The sequence below is a fragment of the Streptomyces sp. NPDC054840 genome, assembly GCF_053611065.1.
Genome location: NZ_JBSGZP010000126.1, coordinates 1 through 13,909 on the forward strand (window position 1 = coordinate 1; position 13,909 = coordinate 13,909).

The window sequence follows — 13,909 nt, forward strand, 5'->3', positions numbered from 1 at the left end:
GCGGGGGGCTTCCTCATACGAGCTCTCAGCCGTTGTACGGGCCGTAGTCGTAGTCCTCCAGCGGGACAGCCTGGCCGGAGCCGGAGCCGAAGGGCGAGTAGTCGATGTCGTCGTAACCGACGGCCGAGTACATCGCGGCCTTGGCCTCTTCGGTGGGCTCCACCCGGATGTTGCGGTAGCGGGCGAGACCCGTACCGGCCGGGATGAGCTTACCGATGATGACGTTCTCCTTGAGGCCGATCAGGGAGTCGGACTTGGCGTTGATCGCCGCGTCCGTCAGAACCCTGGTCGTCTCCTGGAAGGACGCCGCCGACAGCCACGACTCGGTCGCGAGCGAGGCCTTGGTGATACCCATCAGCTGCGGACGGCCGGAGGCGGGGTGACCGCCCTCGGTGACCACACGACGGTTCTCGGTCTCGAACTTCGACCGCTCGACCAGCTCGCCCGGCAGGAGCTCCGCGTCGCCGGACTCGATGATCGTCACGCGGCGCAGCATCTGCCGGATGATGATCTCGATGTGCTTGTCGTGGATCGACACGCCCTGCGAGTTGTAGACCTTCTGGACTTCGCCGACCAGGTGGACCTGGACGGCACGCTGACCGAGGATGCGCAGCACGTCGTGCGGGTTGGTGGCACCCATGGTGAGCTTCTGGCCCACCTCGACGTGGTCGCCCTCGTGCACGATGACCTTGGCGCGCTTCGAGATCGGGAACGCCGTCTCGTCGCTGCCGTCGTCGGGCGTGATGACGATCTTCTTGGTCTTCTCGGTCTCCTCGATCCGCACGCGGCCGGCGGCCTCGGAGATCGGGGCGACACCCTTCGGGGTACGGGCCTCGAAGAGCTCGACGACACGCGGCAGACCCTGCGTGATGTCGTCACCGGCCACACCACCGGTGTGGAAGGTACGCATCGTCAGCTGGGTACCGGGCTCACCGATGGACTGGGCGGCGATGATGCCGACCGCCTCACCGATGTCGACCAGCTTGCCGGTGGCGAGCGAGCGTCCGTAGCAGAAGGCACAGGTGCCGACCGCGGACTCACAGGTCAGGACCGAACGGGTCTTGACCTCCTCGACGCCGTTGGCGACCAGGGCGTCGATGAGCACGTCACCGAGGTCGACGTTGGCCGGCGCGATGACCTTGCCGTCGATGACGACGTCCTCGGCCAGCATGCGGGCGTAGATCGAGGTCTCGACGTCGTCGGCCTTGCGCAGCACGCCGTCCTCGCCGCGAACGGCGATCTTCAGCTTCAGACCGCGCTCGGTGCCACAGTCCTCCTCGCGGATGATCACGTCCTGCGAGACGTCCACCAGACGACGGGTCAGGTAACCCGAGTCGGCGGTACGCAGGGCGGTGTCCGCCAGACCCTTACGGGCACCGTGCGTGGAGATGAAGTACTCCAGAACGGTGAGGCCCTCACGGAAGGACGCCTTGATCGGACGCGGGATGGTCTCGTTCTTCGCGTTCGACACCAGACCACGCATACCGGCGATCTGTCGCATCTGCATCATGTTTCCTCGGGCACCCGAGTCAACCATCATGAAGATGGGGTTCGTCTTGGGGAAGTTCGCGTTCATCGCCTCGGCAACCTCGTTGGTCGCCTTGGTCCAGATCGCGATGAGCTCCTGCGTGCGCTCGTCCTTGGTGATCAGACCGCGCTCGTACTGCTTCTGGACCTTCTCGTCCATCGCCTCGTAGCCCGCGACGATGGCCTTCTTGGCCTCGGGCACGACGACGTCGGAGATGGCCACGGTGACGCCCGAACGGGTCGCCCAGTGGAAGCCGGCCGCCTTCAGGTTGTCGAGCGTCGCCGCCACGATGACCTTGGGGTAGCGCTCCGCCAGGTCGTTGACGATCTCGGAGAGCTGCTTCTTGCCCACCGAGTAGTCGACGAACGGGTAGTCCTCGGGCAGCAGCTCGTTGAAGAGCGCGCGACCCAGGGTGGTCTTCAGACGGAAGCTGTCGCCCGGCTGGAACTCCTGCTCGCCCTCTTCGGCGACCGGCGCCACCCAGCCGCGCGGCGGGATGGTGCCCACCGGGAAGCGGATGTCGACGGCCGACTGCAGCGCGAGCTCGCCGTTGTCGAACGCCATGGTCGCCTCGGCCGTGGAGCCGAACGCGCGGCCCTCGCCCTTGGTGTCACGGAGTTCACCGTCGGTGGTCAGGAAGAACAGACCGAGGACCATGTCCTGGGTCGGCATCGTGACCGGACGGCCGTCGGCCGGCTTCAGGATGTTGTTCGAGGACAGCATCAGGATGCGGGCCTCGGCCTGCGCCTCCGCGGAGAGCGGCAGGTGCACGGCCATCTGGTCACCGTCGAAGTCCGCGTTGAACGCGGTGCAGACGAGCGGGTGGATCTGGATGGCCTTGCCTTCGACCAGCTGGGGCTCGAAGGCCTGGATGCCGAGGCGGTGCAGCGTGGGCGCACGGTTCAGCAGAACCGGGTGCTCGGCGATGACCTCTTCGAGGACGTCGTAGACGACCGTGCGGCCGCGCTCGACCATCCGCTTGGCGCTCTTGATGTTCTGCGCGTGGTTCAGGTCGACCAGGCGCTTCATCACGAACGGCTTGAAGAGCTCCAGCGCCATGGCCTTGGGCAGACCGCACTGGTGCAGCTTCAGCTGCGGACCGACGACGATCACGGAACGCGCGGAGTAGTCCACACGCTTACCGAGAAGGTTCTGACGGAATCGACCCTGCTTGCCCTTCAGCATGTCGCTGAGGGACTTCAGGGGCCGGTTACCGGGACCGGTCACCGGACGACCACGACGACCGTTGTCGAAGAGGGCGTCCACGGCCTCCTGAAGCATGCGCTTCTCGTTGTTCACGATGATCTCGGGGGCACCGAGGTCGAGGAGACGCTTCAGACGGTTGTTGCGGTTGATCACGCGGCGGTACAGGTCGTTCAGGTCGGAGGTCGCGAAGCGGCCACCGTCCAGCTGCACCATCGGACGCAGGTCCGGCGGGATCACCGGCACGCAGTCCAGAACCATGCCCTTGGGCTTGTTGCTGGTCTGCAGGAACGCGGAGACGACCTTGAGGCGCTTGAGCGCACGGGTCTTCTTCTGGCCCTTGCCGGTACGGATGATCTCGCGGAGGCGCTCGGCCTCCTCCTCGAGGTCGAAGGACTCCAGGCGCTTCTGCAGCGCGGCGGCGCCCATGCAACCGTCGAAGTACGTGCCGAAGCGGTCACGCAGCTCGCGGTAGAGGAGCTCGTCGCCCTCCAGGTCCTGGACCTTGAGGTTCTTGAAGCGGGCCCACACCTCGTCGAGGCGGTCGATCTCGCGCTGGGCGCGGTCACGGAGCTGCTTCATCTCGCGCTCGGCACCTTCGCGCACCTTGCGGCGTACGTCGGCCTTCGCGCCCTCGGCCTCGAGCTCGCCCAGGTCGGTCTCGAGCTTCTTGGCCCGGCCTTCGAGGTCCGCGTCACGGCGGTTCTCGATCTGCTGGCGCTCGACGGAGACGTGCGCCTCCAGCGACGGGAGGTCGCGGGTGCGACGCTCGTCGTCGACGAACGTGATCATGTACGCGGCGAAGTAGATGACCTTTTCGAGGTCCTTCGGCGCGAGGTCCAGCAGGTATCCGAGGCGCGACGGGACGCCCTTGAAGTACCAGATGTGGGTGACGGGAGCGGCAAGCTCGATGTGGCCCATCCGCTCACGACGCACCTTGGCGCGCGTGACTTCGACGCCACAGCGCTCGCAGATGATGCCCTTGAAGCGGACACGCTTGTACTTACCGCAGTAGCACTCCCAGTCCCGGGTCGGACCGAAGATCTTCTCGCAGAAGAGTCCGTCCTTCTCGGGCTTGAGGGTGCGGTAGTTGATGGTCTCCGGCTTCTTGACCTCGCCGTGCGACCAGGTTCGGATGTCGTCCGCGGTGGCAAGGCCGATCCGCAGCTCGTCGAAGAAGTTGACGTCGAGCACTGTGCGTCAATCCCTCTTTCGGGGTCGAGTCTCAATCATGGTCTGAACGGTCCCGGGGATGACGGGGGGCTCTTGAGCGAGCCCCCCGTCATGCCCGTCAGACCTCTTATACTATGCTCGGCTCGCGCCGGGACAGGTCGATACCGAGCTCCTCCGCCGCGCGGAAGACGTCCTCGTCGGTGTCGCGCATCTCGATGGACATGCCGTCCGAGGACAGCACCTCCACGTTGAGGCAGAGCGACTGCATTTCCTTGATGAGCACCTTGAAGGACTCGGGAATGCCCGGCTCGGGGATGTTCTCGCCCTTGACGATGGCCTCGTAGACCTTCACGCGGCCGGTGACGTCGTCGGACTTGATGGTCAGCAGCTCCTGGAGGGCGTAAGCGGCGCCATAAGCCTCGAGCGCCCACACCTCCATCTCACCGAAGCGCTGGCCACCGAACTGCGCCTTACCACCCAGCGGCTGCTGCGTGATCATCGAGTACGGACCGGTCGACCGAGCGTGGAGCTTGTCGTCGACCAGGTGGTGGAGCTTGAGGATGTACATGTACCCGATCGAGATCGGGTCCGGGAACGGCTCGCCGGAGCGGCCGTCGAACAGGCGCGCCTTACCGGACGGGAGGACCAGGCGGTCGCCGTCGCGGTTCGGGATGGTGTGCTCGAAGAGGCCGGCGAGCTCATCCTCGCGGGCGCCGTCGAACACGGGGGTGGCGACGTTGGTACCGGGCTCGACACGGTCGGCCCCGATGACCTTCAGACGCTCGGCCCACTCCTCGCCGAGCCCGGAGACGTCCCAGCCGCGGCTGGCGAGCCAGCCGAGGTGGATCTCCAGGACCTGTCCCGGGTTCATTCGGGACGGGACACCCAGCGGGTTCAGGATGATGTCGACCGGCGTGCCGTCCTCAAGGAAGGGCATGTCCTCGATCGGAAGGATCTTGGAGATGACACCCTTGTTGCCGTGGCGGCCGGCGAGCTTGTCCCCGTCGGTGATCTTGCGCTTCTGGGCGACGTAGACGCGGACCAGCTGGTTCACGCCCGGAGGAAGCTCGTCGCCCTCCTCGCGGTCGAAGACGCGGACACCGATGACCTTGCCGATCTCACCGTGAGGAACCTTGAGCGAGGTGTCACGCACCTCGCGGGCCTTCTCACCGAAGATCGCGCGGAGCAGGCGCTCCTCGGGGGTCAGCTCGGTCTCACCCTTGGGCGTGACCTTGCCGACCAGGATGTCGCCGGCGACGACGTCCGCACCGATGCGGATGATGCCGCGCTCGTCGAGGTCGGCGAGGACCTCCTCGGAGACGTTCGGGATGTCCCGGGTGATCTCCTCGGGGCCCAGCTTGGTGTCACGGGCGTCGACCTCGTGCTCCTCGATGTGGATCGAGGAGAGGACGTCGTCCTGCACGAGGCGCTGCGACAGGATGATCGCGTCCTCGTAGTTGTGACCTTCCCAGGGCATGAACGCGACGAGCAGGTTCTTGCCGAGGGCCATTTCGCCCTCTTCGGTCGCGGGACCGTCGGCGAGGACCTGCGACTCGATGATCCGGTCGCCCTCGTTGACGATGACCTTCTGGTTGACCGAGGTGCCCTGGTTCGAGCGGGAGAACTTGGCGACGCGGTACGTGGTGTACGTGCCGTCGTCGTTGGCGACGGTGATGTAGTCGGCCGAGACCTCCTGGACGACACCGTCCTTCTCCGCACGGATCGAGTCACCGGCGTCGACCGCACAGCGGTACTCCATGCCGGTGCCGACGAGCGGCGCCTCCGCCTTGATGAGCGGAACGGCCTGGCGCATCATGTTCGCGCCCATGAGGGCACGGTTGGCGTCGTCGTGCTCCAGGAAGGGGATCATCGCGGTCGCGACGGACACCATCTGGCGCGGGGAGACGTCCATGTAGTCGACGTCGTCGCCGGCGATGTAGTCGATCTCGCCGCCACGACGACGCACCAGCACGCGGTTCTCGGTGAAGCGCATGTCCTCGGACAGGCCGGCGTTGGCCTGGGCGATGACGAAGCGGTCTTCCTCGTCGGCCGTGAGGTAGTCGACCTCGTCGGTGACGACACCCTCGATGACCTTGCGGTACGGGGTCTCGACGAAACCGAACGCGTTGACGCGACCGTAGGAGGCGAGCGAGCCGATCAGACCGATGTTCGGGCCTTCAGGGGTCTCGATCGGGCACATGCGGCCGTAGTGCGACGGGTGGACGTCACGGACCTCGAAGCCGGCCCGCTCACGGGACAGACCGCCGGGGCCCAGCGCCGACAGGCGGCGCTTGTGGGTCAGGCCCGAGAGCGGGTTGTTCTGGTCCATGAACTGCGACAGCTGGCTGGTGCCGAAGAACTCCTTGATGGAGGCGACGACCGGCCGGATGTTGATCAGGGTCTGCGGCGTGATGGCCTCGACGTCCTGGGTCGTCATGCGCTCGCGGACGACGCGCTCCATACGAGCCAGACCCGTACGGACCTGGTTCTGGATGAGCTCGCCGACGTTGCGCAGACGACGGTTGCCGAAGTGGTCGATGTCGTCGGTCTCGACGACGATCGAACGGCCGGACTCACCGGTGGTCTCGGTCTCGCCGGCGTGCAGCTTGACCAGGTACTTGATGGTCGCGATGACGTCGTCGGTGGTGAGCACACCGGCGTCGAGCGGCTCATCGGCGCCGAGCTTCTTGTTCACCTTGTAGCGGCCGACCTTGGCGAGGTCGTAGCGCTTGGGGTTGAAGTAGAGGTTCTCGAGCAGCGTCTGAGCGGCCTCGCGGGTCGGCGGCTCGCCCGGGCGCAGCTTGCGGTAGATGTCGAGCAGCGCGTCGTCCTGCCCCTGGGTGTGGTCCTTCTCCAGGGTGGCGCGCATGGACTCGTACTCGCCGAACTCCTCGAGGATCTGCTCGGTGGTCCAGCCGAGAGCCTTCAGGAGGACGGTGACGGACTGCTTGCGCTTGCGGTCGATGCGAACGCCGACCATGTCGCGCTTGTCGATCTCCATCTCCAGCCAGGCACCCCGGGACGGGATGATCTTGGCGGAGAAGATGTCCTTGTCGGACGTCTTGTCGATGGAGGAGTCGAAGTAGACACCAGGGGAGCGGACAAGCTGCGACACGACGACACGCTCGGTGCCGTTGATGACGAAGGTGCCCTTGTTGGTCATGAGCGGGAAATCGCCCATGAAGACCGTCTGAGACTTGATCTCTCCGGTCTCGTTGTTCGTGAACTCGGCCGTGACGAACAGCGGAGCGGCGTACGTGAAGTCGCGCTCCTTGCACTCGTCGACAGAGTTCTTCGCCGGCTCGAAACGGTGGTCGCGGAAGGTCAGCGACATCGACCCGGAGAAGTCCTCGATCGGCGAGATCTCCTCGAAGATCTCTTCCAGACCGGACTTGGTGGGGACGTCCTGTCCACTCTCAAGCGCCGACTCGACGCGAGACTTCCAGGCAGCATTGCCGAGAAGCCAGTCAAAGCTCTCGGTCTGCAGCGCCAGGAGGTTCGGAACCTCGAGGGGCTCCTTGATCTTTGCAAAGGAGATGCGCAGCGGGGCGGTGCTGGCACCGTTGTTCGTATTGGTCGAGGCGTTGCGCGAGGCGGCCAAGAGGGGGTCCTTCCGAGGGCTCGGACTCACTACGCGCGTACCGGTCCCAGCAGACACAGAAGACAAGCCCCCCGAATCCAGCCGAATGGCCGGGTCAGGGTGGATCAATCAAGTGTGCTCAAGCGTGGGCATGTCCCTGGCGACGGGCAGGGGACAGCTAACAGGCAGCGCAAAGGGTCAGTGTAGCCACTCGGCTCACTGATGTCCAGACCAGGTCTCCGGAAACCGGCAACAGGCCTTCCCCATGTCGTTCCACACCGCGTCCAACGCTGCGACTCTCGTACACAGAGCGCGTATCAGTACTGCCCTCTTCGTAGTCGATCCATGCCTCAGATCTCGGATCGAGGTGGCTCGACCTCTCGACGGGTCTGAGAATGCTGCGCCGCGTCCCGTTCGTCAAGGCCCCCTGCTCCGAGCGGATCATCTTCGGACCCTGCTCCGGAGCAACGATGATCACCCTACTCCCCAACGAGACCAGGGCAAGTCAGGCACTGCGGGTACGCCAAAGGGCGACCACCCTTACGGGTGATCGCCCTTGGATGAGGCCCTGGAGGGCCTCAGAGGTGTTACTTGACCTCGACAGCCGCGCCGGCAGCCTTGAGGGACTCGGCGGCCTTGTCAGCGGCCTCCTTGGCGACCTTCTCGAGGACCGGCTTCGGAGCGCCGTCCACGAGGTCCTTGGCCTCCTTCAGACCCAGGGAGGTCAGCTCACGCACGACCTTGATGACCTGGATCTTCTTGTCGCCGGCACCGGTGAGGATGACGTCGAACTCGTCCTGCTCCTCGGGGGCGTCGGCAACCGGGCCACCCTGCACGGGGGCAGCGGCGACGGCCGCGGCGGCGGTGACGTCGAACTTCTCCTCGAAGGCCTTCACGAACTCGGAGAGCTCGATGAGGGTCATCTCCTCGAACTGGGCGAGGAGGTCGTCCTGAGAGAGCTTCGCCATGATGGGCGATCCTTCCACTAATTCGGCAGGTGCCGGATGTATATAGAGGCGGGCGTAACGGCCCGCTACGACCCACGCACTAGGCGGCGTGGATCAATGCGCGAGCCGAATTACTCGGCACCGCCCTGCTCGGCGAGCTTGACGCGAAGCGCTTCCGCGGTGCGGACGAACTTCGACGGCAGCGCCTGGAAGAGCGAGGCAGCCTGAGACTGCTTGCCCTTGAACGCGCCGGCCAGCTTGCTGAGCAGAACCTCGCGGGACTCGAGGTCCGCAAGCTTCTTGATCTCATCGGCGGTGAGCGCCTTACCATCAAGGACACCCGCCTTGATGATGAGGTTCGGGTTGTCCTTGGCGAAGTCACGCAGGCTCTTCGCCGACTCCACCGGGTCACCGGTGATGAAGGCGACCGCGGTCGGACCAGCGAAGTGCTCGTCCAGCGCGGTGATCCCGGCCTGGTTGGCCGCAATCTTGGTCAGCGTGTTCTTCACCACGGCGTACTGGGCGTTCTCACCAAGGGAGCGACGCAGCGTCTTGAGCTGCGCGACGGTGAGACCCCGGTACTCGGTCAGCACGGCGGCGTTCGAGCTCTGGAACGCGTCCTTGAGCTCGGCTACCGATGCAGCCTTGTTGGGCGTCGGCATGGTGCGTTCGCCTCCTTCCGGGTGATGAGGACCGCTCAGAAGGGGCTGAAATAAGAAACGCCCCGGCATAGGCGCCAGGGCGTGGCTCAACCGGAACGAGTTCCGGGAACCTTCCACAGTCACCTACGCGGGTCGTCCGCATTCAACGGATCCTTCGGCCACCGAACCCTTACGGGCACGGCAACGACCAGCGGTCTTTGGCTTCTGGAGAAGACTACGTGAAGGGGTGCAGCCGAGGCAAATCGCCTCAGGAGTCGCGGTCCAGGCCGTCCGGGGCGGCGTCCCAGAGCTTCCTGGCACGCGCTGCCCGGGGGCGCGCCCTTGTCGGTCCCCAGGTCCACAGGTCCGCCGGTGCCACCTGTGTGCGCTTCTCCCGGCCCCGCAGCATCGCGAGCTGGGCCTCCCATGGCCTGAAACACGGAAGCGGGCCCCCCGCCACCCTGTGAAGGAGGCGAGGGGCCCGCTGAGCCACTCGGTGAGCCGTCAGGCTCAGACAGCAGCCGGGTCTTCCTCGACGAGGAGGTTCCGGGTGCGGTTCGAGTCCAGCTGGATGCCGGGGCCCATCGTGGTGCTGAGGGCGGCCTTCTTGATGTAGCGGCCCTTCGCGGCGGACGGCTTCAGACGAAGGATCTCGTCCAGGGCCGCGCCGTAGTTCTCGACCAGCTGCTCATCGGAGAAGGAGACCTTGCCGATGATGAAGTGCAGGTTCGAGTGCTTGTCGACGCGGAACTCGATCTTGCCACCCTTGATCTCGGTGACAGCCTTCGCGACGTCCATCGTGACGGTGCCGGTCTTCGGGTTCGGCATCAGGCCACGGGGACCGAGCACGCGGCCGAGGCGGCCGACCTTGCCCATGAGGTCCGGGGTGGCCACAACGGCGTCGAACTCGTTCAGGCGGTTGCCCTTGGCGATCTCGTTGATCAGCTCGTCGTCGCCGACAATGTCGGCGCCGGCGGCTTCCGCGGCCGCAGCACGGTCACCGGTCGCGAAGACCAGGACCCGGGCGGTCTTGCCGGTGCCGTGCGGGAGGTTCACGGTGCCGCGGACCATCTGGTCGGCCTTGCGCGGGTCGACACCCAGGCGGAAGGCGACCTCGACAGTGCTGTCGAACTTGGTCGTGGAGGTGTCCTTGGCGAGACGGACGGCCTCGAGCGGGGCGTAAAGCTTCTCCCGGTCGACCTTGGCGTCCGCAGCGCGGAGAGTCTTGCTGCGCTTCACTTCTGCTCCTGTATTTCGGCTTCAGGCATGGAGTCGTGGTGCGGACCAGCGCTTGGTCCTACCACTGGTGGTGCTGGGGGTGGCTGGATCAGCCTTCGACGGTGACGCCCATCGAACGCGCGGTGCCGGCAATGATCTTGACGGCGGCGTCGATGTCGTTGGCGTTCAGGTCGGGCATCTTCAGCTCGGCGATCTCCTTGACCTGGGCAGCCGTGAGCTTGGCGACCTTGGTCTTGTGGGGCTCGCCGGAGCCCTTCTCGATGCCCGCGTGCTTCAGGATGAGGCGCGCGGCCGGCGGAGTCTTGGTGATGAAGGTGAAGGAGCGGTCGTCGTAGACCGTGATCTCCACCGGCACGACCATGCCACGCTGCGACTCGGTCGCGGCGTTGTAGGCCTTGCAGAACTCCATGATGTTGACGCCGTGCTGACCGAGCGCGGGGCCGACCGGCGGAGCCGGGTTGGCCGCACCGGCCTTGATCTGGAGCTTGATAAGCCCCGTGACCTTCTTCTTCTTGGGAGGCATTGCTCTCTCCGGGTCCTAGTGAGAGTTTTCCACCGCCCATCCGGTCATCCGGATGGAGGCATACCGCACCACGATAACGGGTATCGGCGCGGGGCTGAAAACCGAGCAGGTCAGACCGCCCTTGACGGGGCGATCTGACCTGTCCGGAAGCTTTCGCTCAGAAGATCAGTTCTTCTGAATCTGGTCGAAGCTGAGCTCGACCGGGGTCTCGCGGCCGAAGATCTCGACGAGGCCCTTGACCTTCTTCGAGTCGGGGTTGATCTCGTTGATGGTCGCCTGCAGCGTCGCGAACGGACCGTCGGTGACGGTGACCGAGTCGCCGACCTCGAAGTCCAGGACCTCGATGGTGCGCTTGACGGCGGGCGCGGGCAGACCGGCCTCTTCCGCGGCGGCCTTGGCGGCCTTCTCCTGCGCCTCCGGGGCTAGCATCTTGACGATCTCGTCCAGGGTCAGCGGATACGGGTCGTACGCGTTGCCGACGAAGCCGGTGACACCAGGCGTGTTGCGGACGACGCCCCAGGACTCGTTCGTCAGATCCATGCGGACGAGAACGTAGCCGGGCAGCTTGTTCTGCCGGACGTTCTTGCGCTCGCCGTTCTTGATCTGGACGATCTCTTCCTCGGGCACCTCGGCCTGGTAGATGAACTCCTCGACGTTCAGCGAGACGGCACGCTGCTCCAGGTTGGCCTTCACGCGCTTCTCGTAGCCGGCGTAGGTGTGGATCACATACCACTCGCCGGGGAGCAGGCGCAGCTCCTCGCGCAGGGCCTGGACGGGGTCGACGGGCTCGGCGGGCTCGACCGGAGCGGCCTCTTCGGCCTCTTCCTCGTCGGCGTCAGCAGCCTCGACCGCGGCCTCGACCGCGGCGTCGGCCTCGGTGTGAGCCTCGTCCTCGTCGTCCTCGTCGGACTCGACGTGCAGCGCGGCTTCTTCGGCGGCGGTACCCGCCTCGGCGTCGGCGAGCTCGGCCTCGTCGGGGTCCACAGCGTCTGCCGCCTCGACGATGTCGAGCTCGTCCTCGACGGACTCGACGGAGTCGTGGCTCGCGTTCAGGTTCGGGTCAGACACGGTGGCTGCTTCTTCCTGGATACAAAAGGTGGTGGAACATGCGAAAACGGGCGACACCATCAAGGCGCCGCCCTCCGCGGGGATCAGCCGAAGACGAACTTGATGGCTTTTTCGAACCCAAAGTCAATCACGGTCACCAGACCGATCATGATGACCACGAAGACAATCACCACGGTGGTGTACGTCGTGAGCTGGTTGCGAGTCGGCCAGACAACCTTGCGGAGTTCCGCGACAATCTGGCGGTAGAAAAGCGCGAGACGGCCCAGAGGGCCCTTCTTGCCGCGCTTGCCACCCTTGCGGGCCTTCTTCTCGCGCGTCTCGTCCTCGGCGTCAGGCATGTCGATGGAGCCCAGGGCGTCCGTCACGTCTCTCACCTGAATCCGGGTCGTGGCCGTACCGCGCCCGGTTGCGCCGCACGGCGTTGCATCTAAGTACGTACCTGCGCACACACGTCCGAGATGGAGTGTGGAGCAGGGCCGGAGGGACTCGAACCCCCAACCGCTGGTTTTGGAGACCAGTGCTCTACCAATTGAGCTACGACCCTTTGCGTCCCCCAACCTACCGCATCCGAGCGAGTGCACGGAGTGCTCGCGCTCTGCAGCGGCTGGTGAGGTCCAACGACAGGTGAGTGTACGTGAACCGGGCCGTGACGTCGAACAGCACCCGAGCTGACATGCGCCGGTCCGTTGGCTGAAACGGTGTGCGGCGCTTCTTCGCCGTCTGGGACGATTGCTCGCATGACCTCTGCAACGCCTTCCTCCGAGCGCCGGGTGTCCGCCCGTATCGGCGCCATTTCCGAGTCCGCCACCCTCGCCGTGGACGCCAAGGCCAAGGCCCTCAAGGCCGCCGGGCGCCCGGTGATCGGCTTCGGTGCCGGCGAACCCGACTTCCCGACCCCGGACTACATCGTCGAGGCGGCGGTCGAGGCCTGCCGCAACCCCAAGTACCACCGCTACACGCCGGCCGGCGGTCTGCCCGAGCTCAAGGCCGCGATCGCCGCCAAGACGCTGCGCGACTCCGGCTACGAGGTCGAGGTCTCGCAGGTCCTGGTGACCAACGGCGGCAAGCAGGCGATCTACGAGGCCTTCGCGGCCGTCCTGGACCCGGGCGACGAGGTCATCGTCCCGGCTCCGTACTGGACCACCTACCCGGAGTCCATCCGTCTCGCCGGCGGTGTTCCGGTCGAGGTCGTCGCCGACGAGACCACCGGCTACCGCGTGTCCGTGGAGCAGCTGGAGGCCGCGCGCACCGAGCGCACCAAGGTCGTCCTGTTCGTCTCCCCGTCCAACCCGACGGGCGCCGTCTACAGCGAGGCCGACGCGAAGGCGATCGGCGAGTGGGCCGCCGAGCACGGCCTGTGGGTGCTGACGGACGAGATCTACGAGCACCTGGTCTACGGCGAGGCGAAGTTCACCTCGCTGCCGGTCCTGGTCCCGGCCCTGCGCGACAAGTGCATCATCGTCAACGGCGTCGCCAAGACGTACGCGATGACCGGCTGGCGCGTGGGCTGGGTCATCGCCCCGCAGGACGTCATCAAGGCGGCGACCAACCTGCAGTCGCACGCCACCTCCAACGTCTCCAACGTGGCCCAGGTCGCCGCGCTGGCCGCCGTCTCGGGCAACCTCGACGCGGTCGCGGAGATGCGCAAGGCCTTCGACCGCCGCCGCCAGACCATGGTGAAGATGCTCAACGAGATCGACGGCGTCTTCTGCCCGACCCCGGAGGGCGCGTTCTACGCGTACCCGTCGGTCAAGGAGCTCCTCGGCAAGGAGATCCGCGGCAAGCGCCCGCAGAGCTCCGTCGAGCTCGCCGCCCTGATCCTGGACGAGGTCGAGGTCGCGGTCGTCCCGGGCGAGGCCTTCGGCACCCCCGGCTACCTGCGCCTGTCCTACGCCCTGGGCGACGAGGACCTGGTGGAGGGCGTGTCCCGCATCCAGAAGCTCCTGGCGGAGGCCAAGGCCTGACGCGGCCCGCAGCACGTTCCGGGCGGCGGCACCCCTGAGGGGG

At 66.0% G+C, this 13,909-nt stretch carries 9 protein-coding genes and 1 tRNA gene; 1 reads left to right on the forward strand and 9 read right to left on the reverse strand.

From position 1 onward, the window contains the following. Window positions 1-25 precede the first annotated feature (25 nt). The 9 genes from ACWGIU_RS12250 to ACWGIU_RS12290 all read right to left on the reverse strand — a co-directional run bounded on the left by ACWGIU_RS12250 (window position 26) and on the right by ACWGIU_RS12290 (window position 12,446). Window positions 26-3,925, reverse strand: coding sequence for a DNA-directed RNA polymerase subunit beta' (locus ACWGIU_RS12250; protein ID WP_453704934.1), 3,900 nt, complete (start codon window positions 3,923-3,925; stop codon window positions 26-28). Between the two features lie 106 nt (window positions 3,926-4,031). Then, window positions 4,032-7,505, reverse strand: a complete 3,474-nt coding sequence (gene rpoB / locus ACWGIU_RS12255; RefSeq protein WP_453704936.1) for a DNA-directed RNA polymerase subunit beta — start codon at window positions 7,503-7,505, stop codon at window positions 4,032-4,034. Window positions 7,506-8,071: 566 nt separating this feature from the next. Next, the gene (rplL, locus tag ACWGIU_RS12260; protein WP_453704937.1) at window positions 8,072-8,452 is read right to left on the reverse strand and encodes a 50S ribosomal protein L7/L12; all 381 of its coding nucleotides are present in this window, start codon (window positions 8,450-8,452) and stop codon (window positions 8,072-8,074) included. A gap of 110 nt (window positions 8,453-8,562) precedes the next feature. Then, on the reverse strand, window positions 8,563-9,093 hold the full coding sequence (gene rplJ / locus ACWGIU_RS12265; RefSeq protein ID WP_030008449.1) for a 50S ribosomal protein L10: 531 nt from the start codon (window positions 9,091-9,093) through the stop codon (window positions 8,563-8,565). 489 nt (window positions 9,094-9,582) lie between these two features. Then, the gene (gene rplA, locus ACWGIU_RS12270; RefSeq protein ID WP_189733388.1) at window positions 9,583-10,311 is read right to left on the reverse strand and encodes a 50S ribosomal protein L1; all 729 of its coding nucleotides are present in this window, start codon (window positions 10,309-10,311) and stop codon (window positions 9,583-9,585) included. 88 nt (window positions 10,312-10,399) lie between these two features. Then, entirely contained in the window at window positions 10,400-10,834 is a 435-nt protein-coding gene (gene rplK, locus ACWGIU_RS12275) for a 50S ribosomal protein L11 (RefSeq protein ID WP_030008445.1), read from the reverse strand. Window positions 10,835-10,999: 165 nt separating this feature from the next. Beyond that, window positions 11,000-11,902, reverse strand: coding sequence for a transcription termination/antitermination protein NusG (gene nusG, locus ACWGIU_RS12280; protein ID WP_453704940.1), 903 nt, complete (start codon window positions 11,900-11,902; stop codon window positions 11,000-11,002). Between the two features lie 83 nt (window positions 11,903-11,985). Then, entirely contained in the window at window positions 11,986-12,267 is a 282-nt protein-coding gene (gene secE / locus ACWGIU_RS12285; protein WP_030388883.1) for a preprotein translocase subunit SecE, read from the reverse strand. A 106-nt stretch (window positions 12,268-12,373) separates the two neighbouring features. Continuing rightward, window positions 12,374-12,446: transfer RNA gene (locus tag ACWGIU_RS12290), tRNA-Trp, on the reverse strand. Between the two features lie 193 nt (window positions 12,447-12,639). Between ACWGIU_RS12290 and ACWGIU_RS12295 the strand changes: the two genes are divergently transcribed. Further along, window positions 12,640-13,866, forward strand: a complete 1,227-nt coding sequence (locus tag ACWGIU_RS12295) for a pyridoxal phosphate-dependent aminotransferase (protein WP_453704942.1) — start codon at window positions 12,640-12,642, stop codon at window positions 13,864-13,866. The last annotated feature ends 43 nt before the right edge of the window (window positions 13,867-13,909 follow it).